The organism is Klebsiella sp. C349492 (genome assembly GCF_042055345.1).
Lineage (GTDB): Bacteria > Pseudomonadota > Gammaproteobacteria > Enterobacterales > Enterobacteriaceae > Klebsiella > Klebsiella scottii.
Genome location: NZ_JANQCE010000008.1, coordinates 324,946 through 347,586, shown reverse-complemented (window position 1 = coordinate 347,586; position 22,641 = coordinate 324,946). Strand labels below are relative to the sequence as shown.

22 protein-coding genes and 1 pseudogene are annotated in these 22,641 nt (G+C 56.1%); 4 read left to right on the top strand and 19 right to left on the bottom strand.

Annotated features, from left to right (window positions below; translation table 11 throughout):
- Positions 1-3: 3 nt before the first annotated feature.
- The 14 genes from NWP14_RS25250 to NWP14_RS25185 form a co-directional block, all read right to left on the bottom strand.
- On the bottom strand, positions 4-630 hold the full coding sequence (locus NWP14_RS25250) for a phosphate propanoyltransferase (RefSeq protein WP_331834476.1): 627 nt from the start codon (positions 628-630) through the stop codon (positions 4-6).
- Positions 627-1,049, bottom strand: a complete 423-nt coding sequence (locus NWP14_RS25245) for a BMC domain-containing protein (protein ID WP_095104073.1) — start codon at positions 1,047-1,049, stop codon at positions 627-629. Before NWP14_RS25245 ends, NWP14_RS25250 begins: the two co-directional genes overlap by 4 nt.
- A gap of 12 nt (positions 1,050-1,061) precedes the next feature.
- Positions 1,062-2,009, bottom strand: a complete 948-nt coding sequence (cutD, locus tag NWP14_RS25240) for a choline TMA-lyase-activating enzyme (protein ID WP_331834477.1) — start codon at positions 2,007-2,009, stop codon at positions 1,062-1,064.
- 163 nt (positions 2,010-2,172) lie between these two features.
- Positions 2,173-5,559, bottom strand: coding sequence for a choline trimethylamine-lyase (gene cutC, locus NWP14_RS25235; RefSeq protein ID WP_375216160.1), 3,387 nt, complete (start codon positions 5,557-5,559; stop codon positions 2,173-2,175).
- A gap of 25 nt (positions 5,560-5,584) precedes the next feature.
- Entirely contained in the window at positions 5,585-6,739 is a 1,155-nt protein-coding gene (locus tag NWP14_RS25230; protein WP_375216159.1) for a 1-propanol dehydrogenase PduQ, read from the bottom strand.
- A 15-nt stretch (positions 6,740-6,754) separates the two neighbouring features.
- Positions 6,755-7,012: a EutN/CcmL family microcompartment protein gene (locus tag NWP14_RS25225; protein WP_095104067.1), complete on the bottom strand. Its 258-nt coding sequence runs from the start codon at positions 7,010-7,012 to the stop codon at positions 6,755-6,757.
- Positions 7,013-7,038: 26 nt separating this feature from the next.
- Positions 7,039-8,640, bottom strand: a complete 1,602-nt coding sequence (locus NWP14_RS25220; protein WP_095104065.1) for an acetaldehyde dehydrogenase (acetylating) — start codon at positions 8,638-8,640, stop codon at positions 7,039-7,041.
- 52 nt (positions 8,641-8,692) lie between these two features.
- Positions 8,693-8,971 (bottom strand): BMC domain-containing protein, encoded by a 279-nt coding sequence (locus NWP14_RS25215; protein ID WP_015585230.1) that lies wholly within the window; start codon positions 8,969-8,971, stop codon positions 8,693-8,695.
- A 14-nt stretch (positions 8,972-8,985) separates the two neighbouring features.
- Positions 8,986-9,270 (bottom strand): BMC domain-containing protein, encoded by a 285-nt coding sequence (locus NWP14_RS25210; RefSeq protein ID WP_041143877.1) that lies wholly within the window; start codon positions 9,268-9,270, stop codon positions 8,986-8,988.
- 16 nt (positions 9,271-9,286) lie between these two features.
- Positions 9,287-9,565, bottom strand: a complete 279-nt coding sequence (locus tag NWP14_RS25205) for a BMC domain-containing protein (protein WP_010634659.1) — start codon at positions 9,563-9,565, stop codon at positions 9,287-9,289.
- Between the two features lie 425 nt (positions 9,566-9,990).
- Positions 9,991-10,509 (bottom strand): FidL-like protein, encoded by a 519-nt coding sequence (locus NWP14_RS25200; protein WP_095104063.1) that lies wholly within the window; start codon positions 10,507-10,509, stop codon positions 9,991-9,993.
- Positions 10,509-11,306, bottom strand: coding sequence for a transcriptional regulator (locus tag NWP14_RS25195; protein WP_375216158.1), 798 nt, complete (start codon positions 11,304-11,306; stop codon positions 10,509-10,511). The genes NWP14_RS25200 and NWP14_RS25195 overlap by 1 nt, the downstream gene beginning before the upstream one ends.
- Positions 11,307-11,350: 44 nt before the next feature.
- Positions 11,351-11,929 carry a TetR/AcrR family transcriptional regulator gene (locus NWP14_RS25190; protein WP_095104059.1) on the bottom strand — a complete coding sequence of 193 codons (579 nt, stop codon included), beginning with the start codon at positions 11,927-11,929 and terminating at the stop codon, positions 11,351-11,353.
- Between the two features lie 146 nt (positions 11,930-12,075).
- Positions 12,076-12,858: an NAD(P)H-dependent oxidoreductase gene (locus NWP14_RS25185; RefSeq protein ID WP_375216157.1), complete on the bottom strand. Its 783-nt coding sequence runs from the start codon at positions 12,856-12,858 to the stop codon at positions 12,076-12,078.
- 87 nt (positions 12,859-12,945) lie between these two features.
- On the opposite strand from NWP14_RS25185, the gene NWP14_RS25180 reads away from it, so the two are divergent.
- The 4 genes and pseudogenes from NWP14_RS25180 to NWP14_RS25165 all read left to right on the top strand — a co-directional run bounded on the left by NWP14_RS25180 (position 12,946) and on the right by NWP14_RS25165 (position 14,962).
- Positions 12,946-13,845 carry a LysR family transcriptional regulator gene (locus NWP14_RS25180; RefSeq protein WP_375216156.1) on the top strand — a complete coding sequence of 300 codons (900 nt, stop codon included), beginning with the start codon at positions 12,946-12,948 and terminating at the stop codon, positions 13,843-13,845.
- Positions 13,846-13,848: 3 nt separating this feature from the next.
- Positions 13,849-14,268, top strand: coding sequence for a FosA family fosfomycin resistance glutathione transferase (locus NWP14_RS25175; protein ID WP_331834483.1), 420 nt, complete (start codon positions 13,849-13,851; stop codon positions 14,266-14,268).
- Positions 14,269-14,384: 116 nt separating this feature from the next.
- Positions 14,385-14,673, top strand: a pseudogene (locus NWP14_RS25170) (BrnT family toxin).
- On the top strand, positions 14,660-14,962 hold the full coding sequence (locus NWP14_RS25165) for a BrnA antitoxin family protein (protein ID WP_375216155.1): 303 nt from the start codon (positions 14,660-14,662) through the stop codon (positions 14,960-14,962). Before NWP14_RS25170 ends, NWP14_RS25165 begins: the two are co-directional and overlap by 14 nt.
- Positions 14,963-15,057: 95 nt before the next feature.
- Here the strand turns inward: NWP14_RS25165 and NWP14_RS25160 are convergent, their stop codons facing one another.
- The 5 genes from NWP14_RS25160 to NWP14_RS25140 all read right to left on the bottom strand — a co-directional run bounded on the left by NWP14_RS25160 (position 15,058) and on the right by NWP14_RS25140 (position 22,593).
- A complete protein-coding gene (locus NWP14_RS25160) occupies positions 15,058-16,380 on the bottom strand; it encodes an McrC family protein (protein ID WP_375216154.1) in 1,323 nt (440 codons plus the stop codon).
- Positions 16,380-18,452, bottom strand: coding sequence for an McrB family protein (locus NWP14_RS25155; protein WP_375216153.1), 2,073 nt, complete (start codon positions 18,450-18,452; stop codon positions 16,380-16,382). Before NWP14_RS25155 ends, NWP14_RS25160 begins: the two co-directional genes overlap by 1 nt.
- A gap of 231 nt (positions 18,453-18,683) precedes the next feature.
- Positions 18,684-19,019 carry an endoribonuclease SymE gene (gene symE / locus NWP14_RS25150; RefSeq protein ID WP_375216152.1) on the bottom strand — a complete coding sequence of 112 codons (336 nt, stop codon included), beginning with the start codon at positions 19,017-19,019 and terminating at the stop codon, positions 18,684-18,686.
- Positions 19,020-19,360: 341 nt separating this feature from the next.
- Entirely contained in the window at positions 19,361-21,124 is a 1,764-nt protein-coding gene (locus tag NWP14_RS25145; RefSeq protein ID WP_375216151.1) for a restriction endonuclease subunit S, read from the bottom strand.
- Positions 21,124-22,593 carry an N-6 DNA methylase gene (locus NWP14_RS25140; RefSeq protein ID WP_375216150.1) on the bottom strand — a complete coding sequence of 490 codons (1,470 nt, stop codon included), beginning with the start codon at positions 22,591-22,593 and terminating at the stop codon, positions 21,124-21,126. Before NWP14_RS25140 ends, NWP14_RS25145 begins: the two co-directional genes overlap by 1 nt.
- Positions 22,594-22,641: the final 48 nt, after the last annotated feature.

Genomic DNA, 22,641 nt, shown 5'->3' with positions numbered 1-22,641 from the left:
CCGTTAAGCGGGCTGGGTGATGACGACCTGCGCGCCGTTTTTCAGCCCGGCGGCGTTGGCCTCTTCGGTATCGATATGGAACTCAAGCACAAAATCATCGCGCACCCGAATCACCACTTCATCAAACGTCAGCCGGCGCTCGCCGTTGCTGCGGACGCTGACCTTCTGCCCGTTGCTGACGTTCAGCCGGCGGGCGTCCTGAGGCGACATATGAATATGTCGCCAGGCGCAGATCACCTGCGAACGAAGCTCAACGTGGCCCGCCGGGCCGATCAGCAGCGCGCTGCCGGCGTTCTCCAGCTGGCCGGACTCGCGCACCGGCGCCCTGATACCGAGAGTGAAGCAGTCGGCGCGGGAAATTTCCAGCTGGCTGCACGGGCGCGTGGGGCCGAGGACGCGAACGTGGGTCAGCGAACCCTTCGGCCCGACCACGGTGACGCACTCTTCGGCGGCGAACTGCCCCGGCTGACGCAGCGGCTTCAGCGGGGTTAGCGCGTAGCCCTTGCCGAACAGCGCCTCGACATCCTGCTGCGCCAGGTGAACGTGGCGGTTAGAGATGCCCACCGGGATCTCCGGGGCGATGCGGGTCAGGCGGGCGGCAATTTTTTCATGTAACAGAGCGTCGATCATGCCTTCTTCCCTTTCCTCTGCGCGGCGTTTTTATCTTCCGTCTGGCCCGGTGCGGGCTGCGCCGGGTACTGAGCGGTCGGCTCCGCCGCGTCTTTTTCTTCTTCCACAGGGAGCGGCGCGTCGATCTTAGCCGCAGGGCGCGACGGGCGGCCTTTTAATTTACCCAGCGCATCGACCACGCTGCGTTCCGGGCGGGCGATGACCAGCGAGCCGACGACCTGGCCCGCGGCGACGACTTCGACGCCGCGCTCAATCGCGGTGTGGATGGCGCTGATTTCGCCTTCAAAGCAGACGCTGACCAGCCCCGAGCCGATTTTACGGTAGCCTATGCAGCTCACGCCTGCGGCTTTACAGGCGGCGTCGACGGCCTGAATGGCGGCGACCAGCCCTCGCGTTTCAATTACGCCTAAACTTTTCATTGTCAGCTCCTGTTAATGGCGGACTAAACGAATATCAAAATCAAACTGCGCGAAGAACGTTTCCAGCCGGTCTAATTCTTCGGGCGAATAAGACGGGTCCTGGGTAATCGGGTACGGCATATCCAGGCGTTCATATTTTTTACGTCCCAGCTGGTGGTACGGCAGCATATCGATGCGGCGGATATGTCCGCGTTTGGCTAGCTTCTGTACATAATCAATTGCGCCGGTAATTGCCTCCCAGGAGTCGTTATATCCGCGCACCAGCGGCATTCTGACAATCACGTTGGCGCCGGAATCCACCAGCCACTCCAGATTGCGGCGGATACCTTCGTTGCCAATGCCGAATAACGCTTTATGGTGCGCGCTATTGATTTGTTTAATATCGAATAAGAAGGTGTCGGTGACCGGCGCGAGCTTCTGGTAATTAGCCAGCGGGGTGGTGCCCTGAGTTTCGATAGCGGTATTGAGCATCATCTTTTTGCATTCGCTAAATAAGGCGACGGCAAAATCGGTTTGCAGGCTCATTTCGCCGCCGCCGATGGTCACGCCGCCGCCGGAGGCGATATAAAAATCGTAATCCTGCATGATTATCTCCATCAGCTCGCTGACGGTGACATCCTTGCCCATAATATCCAGCGCGTTCCGGGTGCAAATCTCTTCGCATTTACGGCAGCCGATGCAGTCTTTATTGCGGTCGACGAAGTGCTTCATTTCGCCGTTTTCCTCCGCCCGGTAATGAATACCCGCCGGGCAGACGCTGACGCAGTCGCCGCAGTTAACGCACTTATCCTGCGAGAACATCACCTGAAACTGGCTGGTAAGCCCTTCCGGGTTAGCGCACCACGGGCAGCGGATATTGCAGCCTTTGAAAAAAACCAGCGTGCGAATACCATCCCCGTCGTAGATCGAGTACTTCTGAATATTGAAAATGCGCCCGGTTAATTCTTGTGTTGCGATCACGCTTGCCTCCTCCCCGTCGTCTTTCGGGCTGTAGATGCGTTGGCTGCGCCTGTTCACCCCAGTCACATAGCTATCTATGCTCCTGGGATGTACGGGCTTACCGCCTTTCTACAACTCGAAATCCATCTACAACTCGAAATCCATAGGGGAAAATGTCTTTAAATTAGAACTTCTCAATGACCGTGCGGCTAATAATTTCATCCTGAACTTCCTTGCACAGTTCGACGAAGTAGGCGCTGTAGCCCGCTACCCGGACGATCAGGTCGCGGTATTTTTCCGGCTCCTGCTGGGCTTTTTTCAGCACTTCGTTATCGACGTAGCTGAACTGCATCTGGCCGTTGCCGAGAATCGATGCGGTACGCAGCAGCGTGATCAGGCCGTGGCGTCCTTCGGGAGTATCCAGCAAGCCTTTGAGGAACTTGAAGTTATGCACCATGCCGATGTTCATGGTCTCCACGTTCATCTTGCTGACCGACTTGATTATCGCCGTCGGGCCTTGCTTATCGGCGCCCTGCGTCGGGCTGATACCGTCCGAGAGCGGCATCCACGCCAGGCGACCGTTCGGCGTCGCGTTGGTCAGCTCGCCGATCGGCGTGTTGTTGGAGATCGACAGGGTGCCGTGGCTGAGGGTGGAGTAGAGCATCTGGTACTTACGGCACTCGCGCTCCGTCCACTCGGTAATATCCAGCGCGTACTGGTCAACGTAGTTATCGTCGTTGCCGTATTTCGGCGCATTCAGGCAGTCGCGGCGCAGCCCTTCGAAGCCTTCAAAGTTCGCCAGCATCGCGTCGCGGATCTGCTCGAGGGTATATTTTTTATCTTCATACACCAGCTTACGGATCGCGGCGAGGGAGTCGACGTAGGTCGCCAGGCCCGAGAAGATCAGCCCCGGCCCGTGGTTGACCATCGCGCCGCCGGCCGCCACGTCTTTACCGCTCTCCATGCAGCCTTCCACCAGCAGCGACATCAGCGGTTTCGGCGCCACGTCGCGGTGCACGCGCTGGCTGATCACCGTCCCGATTGCCGACAGGCGCACGATATGGGCAATCTGCTTTTTCACCGCCGCGTCGAACGCTTCGAAGGTGTGCAGGTCGCGCAGATCGCCGGTATCCAGCCCCTGATAGCTATCGAACAGCACCATCCGGCCGCGGTTCAGCACGAACTCGATGGCGATGGGCCACTGGGTGTAGCCGGTGGAGGTCCACTGGTAGATGCGGCCGGATTTCTGCGGCTCCACGCAGCCCATCAGGCAGTAGTCGCGGGCGTCTTCGAAATCGAAGCCTTTACGCAGCATCATCTTGATATGGGAGTCATCGAAGTGGCAGGCCGGGAAGCCCATGCCCGCTTTCACCACGTCGACGATTTTTTCCATGTACTTCTGCGGCGACTGGTTGTGAATGCGGCAGGCCAGCGACGGCTGGTAAACCTTCACAAAGCGCACGGCGTCCATAATCAGATAAGTGAGATCGTTGCAGGCATCGCCGCCGGAGCGCTTCTGGCCGCCGACGGTCAGGTTGATAAACGGCTGATAGCCGGCGAAGTATTTCGCCCCCAGCTCGCTGGACATCCACATCAGCTCGGCGCACTTGATGATAAAGGCCTGCATCATCTCCAGCGCGGACTCGTGGGTCAGGCGGCCTTCGCGAATATCGGCCTCAAACATCGGGTAGCAGTACTGGTCAACGCGGCCGAGGGAGAGGCCTGTCTGGTTCTCTTCGACTTCGAACAGCGACTCCACGGTCCAGATGCTCTGCAGCGCTTCCTGTAGGGTTTTCGGCGGGTTGGCCGGCACGTTCTGGTTAACCTCGGCGATGGTCAGCAGCTCGGCGCGACGCTGGGCGTTCTGCTCCGTGGCCGCCAGTTCGCGGGCATGCGCGGCGATGCGGTGGGAGTAGTTAATGACGCCTTCGCAGGTTTCGATCGCCGCTTTGTAGTAATAAATACGGTCGATATCTTCCGGGTTTTCCATGCTCAGCCGATCGAGGCGGGCCTGCGCATCGGCCTTAATGCCGTTCATCCCTTTGGTGAACAGCAGGACGTCGTAGCCCGGGCAGGTATCGCCGCCGCCGTTGATCTGGTGATAGGAGAGGTCGCTGACGAAGGTCTCGCCGCTGAACGCCCAGACGCCGGCTTCGCGATACTGCGCTTCGCAAATCTCATCCAGCGAACGGCCTTCCCAGAACGGCACGATCTCTTCGCGAATGGTTTTTTTATCTTCTTCGCTGATCTCAAACGGATCCTGCGGGCGGGTGCTCATGGTGTCGAGCTCGTCGCGCACCCAGCGCCAGGCGATATCCGGCGAGAAGGCGCCCGCGCGCGGTTTGCCGCACGGATGGCCGACGATCAGTTCGTCATCCTGAATCAGGATCGGCGCGGTTTCGCAGGCGTGACGGAACGCTTTGGCGCGCAGCAGAATGGTTGGCATGCCCGGGTTGGCTTTGACCACCTCGGTAAAGGCCAGCGCGCGGTAGATAGAGACGCTCGGGCGCACGGTCAGATAGTGGTTACGCAGGCGCTGCATGCGCGGGGTTAGTCCTTCCATCACCGGCGTATCGCCGCAGGCGGCAAACGGCGCGGTAGAGACCTGTTGCGCGCCGCGGAACAGGCGCACCGGTAGATTCCGCGCGCTGAGGTTGCTCTGCGCGCTGAGGAACATGTCGGAGAGCGCATTGATGCTGGCGTTTTCGAGGCTCGCGCCGTGCAGCAGCGCGTCAAACATCGGGTAGCCGTCGATGGCGCAGGCGGCGCGGACTTCACTCAGCTCCGCCAGCTTGAACCACAGGCATTCGACGATTTCATAGGCCTGCTGCGGCGTCAGGGCGCCGCTGTCGATATCGCGCTGATACCAAGGCAGCAGGGCCTTATCGGCGCCTTCCGGGTTCACCGCATAGCTGCCGTTATCGAGCTGCAGCGCGAGCTGGAACAGATAAAAGGCCTGGCAGGCTTCTTTAAAACTACGCGCCGGGTGGGCCGGAACGTGGTGCAGGATGGCGGCGCTGTCGCGCAGCTCGCTCTGGCGATAAGCGTTGCTTTCGCCGGCGGCTAAGGTTTCCGCGCTGTTAGCCAGGTTTTGTGCCAGGGTCAGCAGCCCGTCGCAGGCGTAAATCGCCGCGCGGCAGCCGTTGACTTCATCCATGCCGCTGCGGCTGACGGCGCTGCCCAGGCTGCGGGTTTTCTCTTCGAGCTGGTGCCTGATCGCCAGCACGCCTTTCTCGATGACCAGCTTATAGTCCGGAGAGTCGAGGTCGCCGTTCAGATTGAGAAACTGGAACGCCGACGGGCGATGGGCCGCGCTTTCATCGTGAAAAATTGCCCCGCGCGGTTTGCGGGTCTGGTTGCCGACGATCAGCTCGTCGGCGCTGATGCATACCGGCAGCTGGCGCATCAGTTCATAGAAGCGGCGCGCCGGTTTAACGGCGGCGGGGACGCCCGCGATATCGCCATCAAGGGCGTTCAGCGTCGTGGCATGTTCGGTGCACAGGGTGCTTTTTTGTGAGAGTAAACGTTCTGCCAACACGTTGACGCGCGGCGTTAAGCTGTAGTGTGCCATGGGTAAGGTTCTCCAGTTCTTGTTATCAGTGGCCCTGAACGGCGCCGCCGGTCCACGCCCGGCGATAGATTTCGGTTAAAGCGTGAGCGTCCGGCGTGCGCGGGTTGGTTGGGGTACAGCTATCGCGCAGCGCCTGACCGACCATTTCCGCCAGCCGCCGATCAAAATCAGCGGTATCGACGCCGGTATCGCGGATGCCGGCCGGCATGGTCATTTCGTCTTTTAATGCCTGAATGGCGATCAGCAGGCTGGCGACGCCCTGGCGGGGGCTGGCGGCCGGCAGATCCAGCAGATGAGCCAGACGAGCGTATTTGCGCGCGGCATCGGTATCACACTGCCCCTGATAATCCGCGTTCCACGCCACGACCTCCGCCATCAGCAGCGCGTTGGCGCGGCCGTGCGGGACGCGGAAGACGCCGCCAAGCGCGTGGGCGAGGCTGTGGGTGATGCCGAGCGAGGCGTTGGTAAAGGCCATTCCCGCCATGCAGGAGGCGTTGTGCATCTTTTCCCGCGCCAGCAGGTTGTCGCCGCTGCGCCAGCAGGTCGGCAGGTAGCGAAACACCTGCTGCACCACTTTTTCCGCCAGCGCATCGGAAAAGTCGCTGGCATCAAGAGAGACGTAGGCTTCCAGCGCGTGGCACAGAACGTCCATCCCGGTATCGGCGGTGATCGCCGGCGGCACCGAGGCCACCAGAGCCGGGTCGAGAATGGCGATATCCGGCAGCAGGGACGGGTCCACCAGCACCAGTTTTTCGGCGTGGGCTTTCACCACCGAAAAGGCGGTCACTTCAGAGCCGGTGCCGCTGGTGGTAGGGATCGCCACGAAGCAGGGGCGCTCGCGGCGGGCGTCCGGGCGGGTTTGCGCCAGGGCGAAAATAACCGCTTTGGCTGCATCAATCACCGAACCGCCGCCCAGGGCGATAACCAGATCCGGGTAGCTGTCGTCCATCAGCTTCATACCGCGCACGATAGTGGCGATATCCGGGTCGGCCACCACGTCGTCCCAGACCTGGAAGGTGATGCCGCGCTGGTGCAGGATCCGGGTCACGCGTTCGGCGAGACCAAATTTCACCATCGCCTTATCGGTGACCAGCAGGACGCTGCGGGCGGGAAGCTCGGTCAGGACCGCAAGCGCGTCCTGACCAAAGCGGATCCGAGGTTTCAGCAAAAATTCACTCATTGGACTATTCACTCCTTAAGCGTCCCGAAACACGTTCTCGACAATGGCAACCACCGACATGGCCTTGTAGCGGTCCCGGTTGAGCGCGAAATACTCTTCGGCCAGCACGATGTCGTGCATGCCTGCACCGACGCTATCGACGGCGACCCAGGTCTGGTCCTTCATTGGCCGCTGCTCATCGTCTAATTTGGTGATTAACAGCAGGTTGCTGCCGCGTAGCTCAGCGCATTTCTGCGTGGCGACCACATGTCCGACTACCTTTGCGAGAATCATCGTTTTTATCGCCTTATCTCAATGCATTACTTACCGAGGCGCTCCAGCACCTGGCGAATAATGCGCTCCACGTTTTGCTCGTTGATGTCGCCTTCCGCCTCGACGGCCGCGCGGACCGCAAAACGATCGTCCGCCGTCGCGCTGTGGGTCACAGCAGCAGCGGCAGGCGCGGTGAAGCGCTGGTCGTCAAAAATGCTGCGGTGCGGGTTATCGACCGGGGCGACGATGGTGGGCTGCGGTTCAGGGCGGCTGCCCGGAGCGCGCAGTTCATCAATGGAGCGCACGCCGTAGCCCACTCTGCGGATGTTGAGCAGGTTCATTGGCCCGACGTTATCGGAGCTGGAACCGCCGCCGACGGCGCCGCAGCCAAGGGTTAATGCCGGGGTGATATTGGTGGTCGCCCCGATGCCGCCCAGCGCCGCCGGGGTGTTGATCAGAATGCGGTTAACCGGTTTTTCGAGGCAGAACTGGCGAATGACGTCCTGGTTACGGGTGTGGATCACCAGGGTGTGGCCGAGGCCTTCATTGGTCAGCAGCTCCATCACCCGGTTGCAGGCCGCCTTCCAGTCCTCTTCCACGTACAGGCCGAGTACCGGACACAGCTTTTCGCGAGAATAGGGGTTTTTGTGCGAGACGGTGGTTTGCTCGGCGATCAGCACCCGGGTGCTGGCCGGGACGCTGAAGCCGGCCATCTGGCTCAGATACAGCGCGGTTTTGCCAACCACTTTCGGGTTGATGGTGCCGTTGGCGCGCAGCAGCAGGGCCGCCATTTTCGCCGCTTCGCCCTCGTTCATAAAGTACGCGCCCTGGGCTTCCAGCTCGCGATGTACTTCGTCGTAAATGCAGCGTTCGACGATGATCGACTGCTCGGAGGCGCAGATCACCCCGTTATCGAAGGTTTTGCTGGTGATGATATCTTTCACCGCGTGGTGGATATCGGCGCTGCGTTCGATAAACGCCGGGCCGTTACCCGGGCCGCCGCTGATGGTCGGGGTGCCGGAGGCATACGCCGCGCGCACCATCCCTTCGCCGCCGGTGGCGAGGATCAGCGAGACCTCTTTGCTGTGCATCAGTTCGGAGGTGGCTTCAAGGGTCAGTTGGGTGATAGCGCTGACGCTGCCTGCCGGGGCGCCTGCGGCTTCGGCGGCGCGCTTAACGATCTCTATCGCTTTCCAGCTGCACTCGCGTGCGCCGGGATGCGGCGAAAAGATAATCGCGTTGCCGGCCTTCAGGGCAATCAGCGTTTTATAGATAACGGTCGAGGTCGGGTTGGTTGACGGCACCAGCGCGCAAATCACCCCCAGCGGCACGCCCACGTCCATCACTTTTTTTAGCGGATCGTCATGAATGATGCCGACGGTCTTCATATCTTTGATGGCGTCGTAGACGCGCAGCGAGGCAAAACGGTTCTTCAGCACCTTGTCCTGCCAGTTGCCAAATCCGGTCTCTTCCGAGGCCATTTTCGCCAGCGCTTCGGCGTGGTGCGCCGCTTCCTGGGCCACGTTTTTCACGATGGCGTCGATTTGCTGCTGCGAAAAGGTGGCCAGAATCGCCTGGGCCTTTTTGGCGCTGCGCACCAGTTCCCGCGCGTTCTGGCGGGACTGCAAATCGTTATCCAGTTCAATCATGAGTCTATCCTTCATCAGACTAAAAGAGTGGAGACGGGGCGACCCTGTCAGGTCATGCTTTGTGCTGCGACGCGATTTTCTCGATATCGTTATGCGGTCGCGCAATGACGCGAGAGGTGACGACTTCGCCGATGCGTTTCGCCGCTTCAACGCCGGAGTCCACCGCCGCGTTCACCGCGCCGACGTCGCCTTTCACCATCGCGGTGACCAGCCCGGAGCCGACGTTTTCATAGCCAATCAGCTCGACGTTGGCGGCTTTACACATCGCATCGGCGGCTTCAATACAGGCCACCAGACCTTTGGTTTCGATCAGACCAAGCGCTTCTTTCATCATGTTGTCTCCCGTTATTCCGCGACTTTGTAATGTGCGACGATTTTGTTGATGTCGTTATGCGGACGCGCGATAACCAGCGAGGTCACCACTTCCCCGATGCGCTGCGCCGATTCCACGCCGGAATCCACCGCCGCTTTTACCGCGCCGACGTCGCCTTTCACCATCGCGGTGACCAGCCCGGAGCCGACGTTTTCATAGCCAATCAGCTCGACGTTGGCGGCTTTACACATCGCGTCCGCCGCTTCAATGCAGGCCACCAGACCTTTGGTTTCGATCAGACCTAATGCATCACCCATTTGCGTTCTCCTGGCCTTAAGCCTTGTGTTTAATAACAATTTTGTTGATGTCGTTATGCGGACGAGCGATAACCAACGAGGTCACCACCTCGCCGATGCGCTGCGCTGATTCCACGCCGGAATCCACCGCCGCTTTTACTGCCCCGACGTCGCCTTTCACCATCACGGTGACCAGCCCGGAGCCGATGTTTTCATAGCTAATCAGCTCGACGTTGGCGGATTTGCACATCGCATCCGCTGCTTCAATGCAGGCCACCAGGCCTTTGGTTTCAATAAGCCCCAATGCATCACCCATGGTTTTTCCTCCAGACAGGTTTGTGATTCGGGAAAACCGTCCGCGTAACGGCGTCAACACGCGGTAGCGGCGTTCGAGGTTCACTATAGGGAATGGCGAGTTAAGTGAAATTTAAATCCGCGTGAGTTATGTTTTTAGTTTTTTGCTCTGTGATTTAGCGTTTTAAGGGCCTGTATTTATCTCTTTATGCTGATCGGGGGCGATGGAATTGGCTGTGGATGCGGCGAGTTTTACGCCACCCGGACGGGCGGCAGTGAATGTTAATGAGTTGCTAATTTATTGCTGGGGCAGGGTAATATATCCATCTATTAAGTGTGGTTATGGTCATGTTTTTAGTCGGGAGCTAAACGCAAAAAGTGCGCTTTTAGGGTATGAGGCGGAGCGGGAAAAACGCGGGGTAAGGCTGAAGCCGGTGGGGCCGGCCGTTAGTCAAGCTTGCTGCCGGACTTCAGGGTGCAAACGTAGAGCGGCGAGTTGATCGAGCTGAGCAGAATCGCCTTCTCGTTGAGCTTCTGGGCGTTGAGAAACAGCCCGTCGTGGCTGTCGGACATCTCGCGCATAAAGTAGGCGAAGATGACGTCCGGGGATTCGTCAATCGATGAGGCGCTGGATTCCCACCGGCTGATGCGGTAGTGGCGCTCGGTTGAGGAGATGCGTTTACTGGTGTAGCTGAATTTGACGTAGCGCTGCAGGTAGAGCCAGCCGGCCGCGGAGTCGGTATAGCCTTCGACGACCATCGAGCCTTTGCCGCGGGCGGCGAAATTGAAGTGAATATTGCCGTTGACGTTCTCTTTATCCATGTTTTCAAAGCGCATGATGGCTTTGGTCGAGCAGCTCATCGCCCCGTCGTTTTCAGCCGGCAGCAGCTTCCAGGCGCTGAGCCCGGCCGCGGTGATGAACGCCAGGACGGAGAGGGCGAAAAAAGGCCGGGGTGCGAGTCTCATTACGGTTTCCAGGAGTAGTAGAAATAGTTATCGCAATAGCTGAAAGGATTGTCTTCATGCATCGCGCAGTGGGCGAGGAAGACGCGGCCCAGGCCGTTAGTCTCCAGCCGATCGCCATAGAAGAAGACAAAACGTTCGCCGGGTTTGCACTCCAGCTTCAGCCGCTGGCGCACGGCGTCAAAGTTGTTGCCGTAGGCGGTTCCGGCCACGGAGCGCAGCATCTCGTCGCTGGCCAGCAGTTCGCACTGGCTGTGGGTCATCTGCGTCAGGGTAATGGGGCGTGATTCGCCGCTGCCGAAAAAGCTGAAAAGCACCAGCAGCAGGGCGATGGTCAGCAGGCAGACGCCGGCGATATACCAGCAGGTGCCGCGGGCGTGCCGGGTTGGTTTCGGACTCTGCGCCGCGGCCGGCGGCACGGCGTCCGGTTCTGCGGGCGGCAGCGACGGCGGTTCCGACGGCACGGGAGCGTCCAGCTGATGAACGGTGATTTCGGGGTTCAGCTGCAGCAGTCCGCGCGAGACGGTGACGATAATATTGTCGATCTCATAGTGGCGGAAGGTTTTGCGCAGCATGCTAAGATACTGATTCAGGTTGCTGTTCGAGGAGGTTAAGCCGTTGTCATCCCAGACCTTTTTGAGCACCTCATCGCGGCTGACAATCTCCGGGTTACGCAGAAAAAACCACAGCAGCGCGCTGGCGGTGATCGACAGCTGGCTGTCCGCCTCATCGCTTCCCGGTAGGATTAGTGTGCCGTCCGTTGCATCATAAATGAGACGGCCATTGATGTTGTAGCGCATCGCGGCCTCAATCTAATCGCCTGACCTGTCAGGCTCAACGTGCTTCACGCGGGAAGCGTCATTCTCGTCAGATCGCTGACCAGCGACCGCCGGTGTTCGGCGCTCATGGTGCGCCCCTCGGTTAACTCTGATAGCCAGATGCCGTCCGCCGCGTAGCGTACCAGGGTGCCGGTGTGGCCGTTATCCAGCGCATCGCCCTGCGCGAGGTGATCCAGCATCCAGTCGCGCCAGCATTTTCGCAGCACCGGCTCATCCGGCATCGCCAGCGACAGCACCATCAGCTGCCGACTTTCATGGGTATCGGTCAGGTCGGATAAATAGTGCAGGTAGGCGCGGGTAAAGCGGCCATAAGAGACATTGTCGGCGGCCATCAGCGCCGAAATCGCGTCCTCCATAATCGCCAGCAGGCGGGCGAACAGGGCAAAAATCAGCGCCTGCTTGTTGGGGAAGTGGTGCAAAAGACCCCCTTTGCTCACCCCGGCTTCGCGCGCCACGGCATTCAGCGACAGCGAGGCGATACCGTCTCTGCCGGCGATCATCGCCGCGGATTCCAGCAGCTGCTGATGTAAACGGACGGGGTCTTTTTTTCGGTGTTGGGCTTCCATGTTCATGGCCTGAATCATACCGACCAGACGGTATGATTATTCTTGATCGCTATCAATGTGAGGGGGAGTGTGCGGCGGTGGAATGCCGTTATTGCGCGGAGGCTCACAATTCGTCATAGAAATGATGGCGATATACCCTTTGCCAGAGCTATCGCCACCGCAGATTATGCATCGTGCCGGTGTACCGCAAAGCCACTCTGTCCCGGTGCCAGATCCGGGCGCAGCGTCAGGGAGGGGATCAGATAGTCACCGTGATTTTGCCGGCGGAACGGGATTGGCGCGGTGCTTGCCAGCGTATCCAGCCGCTGCCCCAGCTCGCGGCAGTGCTGCGCAAAGCGCTGCTCGTCCGTTTTCTCCGTGCGGTAGAACACCAGCGGCGGCAGCACCGCAAAGCCGGGATAAAACAGCATTCCGTGCTGGATCGGAAACAGGATATCGTTAATCGGTCCGTTAATTCCGCGCGGGGCGTAATGCTCCTCCCAGCCGCCGGTGGTGACAACCAGCATCGCCCGTTTGCCCGCCAGGGTGCCTTCGCCGTAGCGGTCGCCCCAGTGGCGGTCGCTGTGCTCGCCGACGCCGTAGGCAAAACCATAGGCGTAAACCCGGTCGATCCAGCCCTTCATAATAGCGGGCATGGAGAACCACCACAGCGGAAACTGGAAAATCACCGTATCCGCCCACAGCAGCTTCTCCTGTTCCGCAACGATATCCGCGCCTTGGGTTCCCTGTTCAAAAGCCTGCTTTGAATCGAGCGTTGAGCGCCAGAACTCGCCGACCGGCGGGGCGCTGCTGTCGTCGGCATCAAAACCTGCTTTCCAGCGCATGGCGTAGAGATCGGAAACCTGCACCTCATGGCCGGCGTTTTGCAGATGCCGGACGGCAAAATCTTTTAGCGCGCCGTTCAGGGAGCGCGGTTCCGGATGGGCGTAAATCAGCAGTACTTTCATGGAAATCACCTCTGAGTCATGGAGAGCTGCAGAGTAGGCTGCTGGCCGCTATAGTAGAAATTAATTACTTAAATCCCAGGTATAGCCGTGATTAATTTACATCGTCTGGATCTCAACCTGTTGCGCACCCTCGACGTGTTGCTGAGCGAGAATAACGTCACGCGAGCGGCGCAGCGGCTCAACCTGTCGCAGCCGTCGGTCAGCATCCAGCTGGCGCGCCTGCGGGAAATTTTTGCCGACCCGCTGCTGCTGCCCGGGCCGCGCGGGATGTTGCCCACCGCCCGCGCCGATGCGCTGCGCGGGCCATTGCGTGATGCCCTGCAGGCGCTGGAGCTGGCGGTCGCCCCCGCCGACGACTTCGATCCGCTGACGGCGGCGCAGACCTGGCGCATAGCGGCGACGGACTATATGGCCTCGGCGATCCTGCTGCCGGCGCTGAATATCCTGCGCCGCGCGTCCCCGTCGAGCCGGCTGGCGGTCTTCGAGCTCCAGCCTTCGTGCCTGGTGCAGCAGGCGGAGCGCGACGAGGTCGATCTGTTCTTTCATACCCGCGACGGCGCTCCGCCGGAGCTGCATCAGCGGCTGCTGTTCAGCGAGCGCTACGTGCTGGCGGGCAGAGCGGGGCATCCGGCGCTGCAGACGTCGTTGAGTCTGGCGCAGTTTTGCCAGCTGGATCAGGTTATTGTCTCCCCGGACGGCGGCGGTTTCAGCGCCGCGACCGATACTGCGCTGGCCAACCTTGGGCTTTCGCGGCGGGTTGTCCTCTCAGTGCCACATTTCCTGTTTATGCTGGAAACGCTGCGTAGCAGCGATTTGGTCGCCATGCTGCCGGAGCGACTGCTGCGCGGGATGAGCGGACTGACGGTTATCGAGCCGCCGCTGGCGATTGCCGGGTTTGATATGCTGATGCTGTGGCACGAGCGCTGGCACCGCGACCCGGCGCACCGCTGGCTGCGCCAGCAAATTGTGAGTTCACTGGAGGATTAAGCCATGTTAAGCGGATTGAATCACCTGACCCTGGCGGTCAGCAGCCTGGCGCCGAGCGTGGCGTTTTATCAGCAGCTGCTGGGAATGACGCTGCACGCGCGCTGGGATAACGGCGCCTATCTCTCCTGCGGCGATCTGTGGCTGTGCCTGTCCCTCGATCCGCAGCGGCGCATTACCCCGCCGGAGGAGAGTGACTACACCCACTACGCTTTTAGCGTCGCCGAAGCCGATTTCGCCGGGCTCAGCGCGCGGCTGGAAACGGCCGGCGTGGCGGTGTGGAAGGTGAACCGCAGCGAAGGGGCGTCGTATTATTTCCTCGACCCGGACGGCCACAAGCTGGAGCTGCACGTCGGCAGCCTCGCCCGGCGCCTGGCGGCATGTCGCGAGCAGCCGTATAAGGGGATGGTGTTTTATGACGAGTGAATGGGCATAACCTTTACAAATTAGCCTCTGGAAATGTGAGGTTTTTTCCAACATTGATAGTATACTTGCCTGATAATTGTCTATACTTTTTTGTATATGCAATCGGAATGAATGCTATGCCAATGGAGTTTGAATGGGATGCAAACAAGGCAGCAAGCAATCTAAGAAAACATGGGATTCGGTTCGAGGAGGCGGTACTGGTTTTTTGACGATCCGCAGCACCTTTCCCGCCAGGATCGTCATGAAAATGGTGAGTATCGATGGCAAACCATCGGCCTCGTTCATGGAATTATCGTTATTCTTGTGGCGCATTCGATCCGTTTTGAAAGTGGAACGGAGGTCATTCGTATTATCAGCGCCCGGAAGGCGGACAAAAAAGAGAGGAGTCGTTATGAGCATGGTTAAACATAAACGCGATAACCCGACAGCGCTTACCGCTCAGCGTGAAGACGAACTCAAAGCGCTGGCGAAAAAATCAGATGATGACATTGATTACAGCGATATCCCCTCTTCGGACGATGGGCTGTGGTCAGATGCGGTTCGCGGTAAATTTTATCGGCCATTAAAAACGCAGGCCTCTGTGCGCATCGATGCAGATGTGATGGAGTGGCTTAAACGCCCGGGAAAAGGCTATCAAACGCGGCTGAATGCGATTTTAAGAGAAGCGATGATTCGCGATCTGAGCGAGAAATAAGCTTCTATCTGCCAGGCCTCTGCGTTCCCGAAGGCGGCGACGCGCCTTGCCCGGAAGACCAACCCGCAGCCTCGGTCAGCGCAGAGCCACCGGGGTTAGTTTATGCCCGCAAGTGCAAGATTTTCAGGCATATGCAGCGTTGAGGTATTCAGGCTGGTTCCTGTTTCAAAGGGAACGACCCACAGCCGTAGCGTTTTACTCTCGGAATGGCGGAACTCATACGGATGAATCGGCGGCGCCGTGAAGCCTTCATGGTGCGGATAGATCAGCAACATATCCCCCTCACCTCGTAGATGATTTATTCCGTATGCCAGCATCTGGTACAAATCGCTTTGCGCGAGGTTAAGCTTATCTTGCGTGGCATCCACTATTTTCCATTTCATATCGCAAATGACGGCAGAGCCCTCCGGGCCGTTACGCGGGATAAGCCATACATCTGGCCGGAGCTGAAATCTGGGCGTTTCGCCCTGGTGGACAAGATAATATGACTTTGATTGCGGCTTCACCTGCCAGTGAGCATGGCAACGATAACGCAGCCAGGCAGTGACAAAGGATTCAAACACTGCCTCCATAGGAAAGAGAAGTGAAATGGCTTGAGAGTGCCCCTGCATGCAACGTGGGGAATGACCTTTTAGAATAAGCCTTGCCCACTCCAGCGCCGGAGAATAATGTTGCATGTGGCGATCCAGGTGAACCTGCCGGAAAGCCATATCAATATTGCCGATCCCGGGGATGGGCTCAAATAGCGCTTGTAGACGATTCAATTTCTGCAGTAGCGCGGGGCTACTGGTGTAGCCATACACCTTATCAATCGCGGTTTTCAGCAATCTGTTTTCAAGCCGCTCGACGCGGTATTCATCATATTCGACATAAAAACGATCGCGGCGGACGCTGTTTTTTTTCAACTGCTCGCTGACCAGGAGTTTTCCCTTCAGCCACGGCAAATTGTTCTGCTGACGAAGATAATCGTGTTTGAGACCTTTGCGGACGATAGCTTCAAGACTGGTCACAAATTGCTGAACGAAGATATCCATTAAGGTCATCTTCGACGTCATGATGCTCGCTGCTGTTGTCTCGATATGACGAAAATTTTGTAATGTCGACAGCATCATCAGCAGTCGAGAACGCGCGTGCGATGTGTTTTTCTGTCTCTTATCCGCCTTCGGCAGAACTTCAATCATTCTCTGCTGGGGGAGTGCAATGACGCCAACATAATTCTTCACCTGGATGACTTTGATGCCGTTCAGGGCGCGTAAGGACAGCAAGCGCCGATCCTCACTGTCTTCATCGTTCAGGCAGCGTTGTTCCAACCAATGAAACGCCGATGCGGGTAAAGATACCGAATCGGTTAATTTGCCGCTGTCCTCTTCATTAACCAGGTAGCCGTATTCGAAAACTGAGTACGAGATGCCTGCCATTAGCGTTGCTCCGCATCTTTAGTTTGCGGGTGGTAAATCTGCTGGTAAGCCTGCGGGTTATCCCATACCGGGTCATTATCTTTGCATAGCTGATAGCTCACGCCGGCTTCTTCAAGGTCCTCAATTGCCGTCTGGCCAAACAGCGTTGACACGTCGTTTTGATTAGCGACGGAACGGATGAAGCGCAGCGTCTGGTCCGCTTTTTGATTATCGCCAAGGACCAGACGGATTTTCTGCCAGTCGTTGTAGAAATACTCTTCCAGTAACGGAAGAACCTTATTTTTCATTACGCGTTTTAATCTTTTTAGCGCCTCGACGGGATTATCTTTTGCCTGCACCACCGGAATGAAAAAGGCATGCCCTAGCGTATGTTCACTGTCGTAGAGGGCCTGGATACGTGCGTTCAGGGTAATCAGCAGCGCTTTGAGGTCGATACCATGAATATGAGTATCATTCAGCACCGAGGCATCGGGCATCAGCGCTTCAAATTCAAAGCGTCGACGCAGCGCTGTATCCAAAGCGGTTAGAGAACGGTCTGCGGTATTCATGGTGCCAACAATGAAGAGATTGCCAGGCACAGAAAACGGTTTAGCGGAGTAGGGGAGACTTACGCTCAGCGCTTCGGTTTCTCCCGCTCGTTTTGATGTTTCAATCAGCGTAATGAGTTCGCCGAAAATCTTAGAAATATTCCCGCGGTTTATTTCATCAATAATGAGGACGTAGTTTTGTTTTTTCTTTTCTGTTATTGCCCGCGGCGTGGCGGGAATGTTGAAATGATGAATGAGATAATTAAGAATGCCGCGAACGTAGGAGATGTTGTAAACATTTTCGGTCTCGCCATGATATAAGCGACGAATATTCTCGATAGACGCCGGGTAGCCGCTTTCAAGTCGGTCGTTCTTCGATTGTGAAGGGAAGATACGGAAGGTGCTGTTATTGGCGTAGGTCACTTTGAACATACTGCCATTTGTCGTTTTGAGCGTCACGCCATTTTGCTCGGCGCATTGCTCTTTAAGCTTTTCTACGGCTTCGTCCAGCGCGAGCTGCATTCCAGAGTCACCGAAAGAGGCGTCTTCACAGATCTGCTTAAACACGCCCGGTTTAATATCATAGCGCACGCTGCCATCGTCGCTGGTTTCCGCTCTTAATCCTTCAATAAATTCTTCATAACCAAAGCTTTGATGGAATGTGATAAAGCGAATTCGCTTCTCTTCAACCAGCGCATCGTAGAGTTTTTTGAGCTCTACCCGACGTTCGGTTCTTTCTTTACCATCGAGACGGGAGAATGCCTGAGGTTCGCAGGCACGTACCGCGATCTCAATGGTTTTGTAGGTTTTACCGGTACCCGGAGGGCCGTAAAGAATTAGGTTTTTTGGCGGTAAAATATCGATGGGTTCATCATCTTGCTCTGCCGTCGTCGATTCTGTAATATTTGCTTCGATTGCAACATTGCTCTCTTCGGCAATTTCCAGGTTATACAGATGCCAGAGAGACATATTTAACTCAATATCATCCTGCTCATCATGGAGCTGCTGCTGAAGCTCTTTTTTTAGTAACAGGTTTAACCTGAACCAGGTTGCCGTATCCCAGTTATAGTCTTCCGGGAGTCCGAGACTGAATTTATTGTTGCAGTAATTATAAACCCGGAAGAAAACATCTTCCTTAATGATACTGGTTAGCTGGTCAGGATAAAATGCGGAAAAGGTACGGCAAAGAAGCGCACGATAAAACTTCTTTATGACGCCATTCTCTTTTAACTGTTGTAAAAACTGATAGGCACGATCAAAATTTTCCGCTGTACAGCCCGAGGCAATAATTTTTGTTAATTCGCGAAGCTGGTCCTGTGCTTGAGTAAATTCTTCATAAGACATACCACCCTGTTTTAGGCTGGCCACTCTGTTGTCGCGGGTGTACCACAAATCCTGGATGGTCCGGTGGCTAAAATCTGGATTTTCACGCCGCACCCGGGAGGTCATGTCCCGGTATCCGGCCCCCCATTCGGGGTCAAACTCACTATTTTTCTGAGTCAGTGATTTAAAAAATAGTGCCAAAGTCTGCTGATGTGACTCCATTCCGTTCTCCCCGAGTGATATCCGTTTTACAAATGGTTTTTATCATACGAAGCATACCCTTTAGGAAAAAAAGAAAAAGCGCTCGTTGTGTCAGCGGAGGGATAAACGAGCGTGGGCCTGAGGGAACCTGGCTTCCTCGAGGCGAGGGTTGCGCACCTGTCAGGGATTCCGAACCTGCAGATAGTGGTAAACTTGTAGCCCCGGTAAGCAAAGCGCCACCGGGGATTGAGCTTATGCCAGCTTAGGTTTTTGCCCGGCGATCGCGTCGATTAACACCTGCACCTGTTTCTGCTTGCGCGTCGACAGCTTGCTGACCCGGCGCAGAGAGGCGGTGAGTTCAGGCTCCGACTGCCTGGCGGTAATGACGATACAGCCGTTCATCACCTTAAGATCCACTTCGGTGCCGGTGGCAAAACCCGCCGCCTCCAGCCACTGACCCTTCATGGTCAACGCCGGAATACGCTGGTAATCAGGATGACGCGTCGCATAGCTCACGGTTAAATGACGGTTATTCGTTGGAGAGACTTCTGGATCGCACGGATCTGAAATAGAATGCTCGATAGTCATAATTGCTATTCCTTGTAAATAGTGATTGTGATGAGCAGGATGCCCGTGTTGCTGCACGGGCGTCTTGCGTTATACCTAAAATAATTCGAGTTGTATGAAGGCGGCCAGGGAGTGAATCCCCAGGAGCGTACATGAGTACGTAACTGGGGTGAACGAGCGCAGCCAACGCACAGGCAACTTGAAGTATGACGGGTATAAATACCTGTATATATCATCAGGGAATAGAAGAAAAGTCCAGCTGAAAATGAATGAAAATAATGGCGTGGATGCGAGGATGGATTATTTCTGGTTATGGGAATAAAGCGGCTATTTAGCCGCTTTATTGGTTTCTGGGGGGCGGGTTAATTTATGGCGGCGTCGGTGAGGGCGTCGGCCAGGTGGAGCTGGGTTTGTTTGGCGGATTGGGAACTAATTTTTAAGCTGTCGCATAGCGATATTAAATTATCCACTTTTTTTAATATCCTTTCTTGTTGTTTTTGAGGAGGGAAAGGAATGAGTAAATCGTTTATGTTTTTCAAATTAAGTCCGGGTTTTGCACCATAACTTAAATCAAGCAGATGTTTTCGGCCACCATGTTCACAAGTTAACCAGACATGTAGATAGCGGTTTATTGTTTTATTAATTAATCTAATTAATGCAACATGTTGACTGACATAAGCATCATCCAGATTAATTTCAATAATTGCTACCTTTGCAACATTACCTCCAGTAATGGTCATTAACAAATCGCCGAATTCAACTCGTGTTCGCGTTCCTTCTGCATTTGATGGTAATGAAACGTAAGCTCGATTATCAAACTCTAAACGGTCGAATTTAATATCTTGCGACCTTATAAATATTGAGCCGGCATCGGAATAAAATTGATTCCAACCTCTTGAACCACTTGTAACTAATTCACATAAATCACCCATTCTTACCCATTCCCATCCAGTGGGTAACGTAAACGTTTTTTCTTCATCACTAATCGGTGGCAACGGTTTTTGCTTTTTAATTTTCCCGTCTTTCATCAATTGCGCCTTTTCCTGCGCAATACGTTTGAGCAGTTCAGAGGCCGGTTCATCGTTCGGATCCTGCGGCACCAGTTTGCCCATCACCGCCAGCTGTAGAATGGTCTGTTTTAAAGCATCAATGCTGGCTTCGGTGGTAAACAGGGTGTCGAAATGCTCGCTGATACGCGCCCAGTTTACGGCCAGTTCATCGGCGTTCTGGCTGTCGGTTAGCGTGGTTAGCAGTGTTTCAACCAGCTGTTGATGGGCGTCCAGGCTGGTCAGGGAGTGCTGTTCCAGTTGGTCGCAGAGGATCATTAATTGAGTAAAGTTGTTTACTATTCGTTCTTGTTCTTGTAACGGAGGAAATGGTAGTGGGTAGTTTTCGAAGAAATTTTTAGGCACACGCTTCTGACCGGCAGAGCCAGTCATCTGAGACTCACCGGCTTTAAGAAAACCTGGTGATTTAAAGTTTAAAAGAAGGTATTGCTGATTAACTGTCTGGCTGTATGGGCGAGCAACATGCAATTCTGTTGTTCCAACACCAACATTATTTTTCAATCCAGAAAATATGGCTGCTTTGCTATTTTCAAAGCAGGGTGTAATTTTTGCAATGGCTATATCGCCATTGGAAAAGTGGGTATAACCTTTTTTTACCTCTTTCCATTTTCTGACTTCAAAATTATGAGACCCGTCAAATTTTGTTGATATGAGAGGCATCGGAACAAAAGATACGTCTTGCTCATCATCAGACACATCTATTTTGGGATTTATTTCTGCAAGAGTATTAAGTGTTGTCCACTCCCACCCCACAGGCAGATCAAACGGCTTCTCTTCCTCGCTAATCTCCGGCAGCGGCTTGGGCTTTTTAATTTTCCCCAGCTTCATCAGCTCGGCTTTTTCCGCTGCAATGCGTTTCAGCAACTCTGACGCCGGTTCGTCGTTCGGATCCTGCGGCACCAGCTTGCCGCGCACTGCCAGTTCCAGAATCAGCTCGCGCAGCTTCTTAATCCCATACAGATCGATCTTGCCCGAGCTGCCGCGCCCGGCCGTAGAGCGGGTTTGCAGCGCTGTGGTCCAGGTATCTATATGCTCGACAATCAGTTTTTCCACCGCCATCAGTTGGCCTCCTTGCCGGAGAGTGCCTTGCCGAGAATATTGCGCAGCTGGTGGCGCAGGGTCTGGATCTCTTCCTGCTGCTTCGCATACTGCGCCAGCAGTTCGTCCGGATCGTGGCTGACGGTTTCCGCCTGATGCGGGTTCTTGATATCGAGGTTAAAGTTGCGGGCAATCACCTCGTCGATGCTGACCCTCCACGCCTGCTCGTTTTCGACGCGGCTGGCGAAGCCGTCGGCCTCGTTGCCCCACCAGTCGATCTCGGCCTGGAACTCCTCAAACTTCATCGGCTTGGTTTTGCTGTAGTTCTTCACGCCCGCCGGGTACGGATGTTCGTAGAACCAGATCTCTTTGGTCGGCTGACCTTTGGTAAAGAACAGCAGGTTGGTTTTAATCCCGGTGTACGGGTTAAACACGCCGTTCGGCAGACGCACGATGGTGTGCAGGTTGCACTCCTCGGTGAGTAGCTTTTTGATCTTGGTTTTCACACCTTCGCCAAACAGCGTGCCGTCCGGCAGCACCACCGCCGCGCGGCCGTTTTTCGCCAGCACTTCAATGATCAACTGCAGAAACAGATCCGCCGTTTCACGGGTCTGCATTTCTGCCGGGAAGTTCTTCTCGATGCCGTCTTCTTCGGTGCCGCCGAACGGCGGGTTGGTGACGATGACATCCAGCTGTTCATCCCACGAAGACAGCGGCTTGTTGAGGGTGTTGTCGTGACGAATTTGCACCGGCACTTCAATGCCGTGCAGCAGCATATTGGTGGTCGCCAGCAGGTGCGGGAGCTGTTTTTTCTCCACGCCGTGGATCTGCTGTTGCAGCGTCTGGTGATCGGCCACGCTCTGCACGTAGTTATTTTTTACGTGATCGAACGCGCAGGCGAGGAAGCCGCCGGTGCCGCAGGCCGGATCCATAATCGACTCACCGAGCTTCGGATCGACGCGATCGACCATAAAGCGGGTGACGGCGCGCGGGGTATAAAATTCACCGGCATTGCCTGCCGATTGCAGATCTTTCAGGATCTGTTCGTAAATATCGCCGAACAGGTGGCGCTCGCTGGCGCTGGTAAAGTCGATTTCGTTCAGCTTGTTAATCACCTGACGCAGCAGGGTGCCGTTTTTCATGTAGTTATAGGCATCGCTGAACGCCTGCCTGACCACAAAGCCGCGCGGGTTCTTATCAATCGGCGCGGTGAGGTTTTTCAGCGTCGGGAACAGGTCATCGTTGACGAACTCCAGCAGGGAATCGCCGGTAATGCCCTCGGCATTTGCCGCCCAGGTGCGCCACAGGTAGCGCTGCGGGATCGGATACTGGTAGTTATCTTGTTCCAGCTCCAGCGCCTCTTCCTGGGCGTCAAAGATTTTCAGAAACAGCAGCCAGGAGAGCTGGCCGAGGCGCTGCGCATCGCCGTCCACGCCGGCGTCTTTGCGCATAATGTCCTGTAATGATTTGATAACTGAACTGATCGACATGATGTGTTCCATGTTTCATTAACAATAAGGCCTTCTGCTACGCGGTGG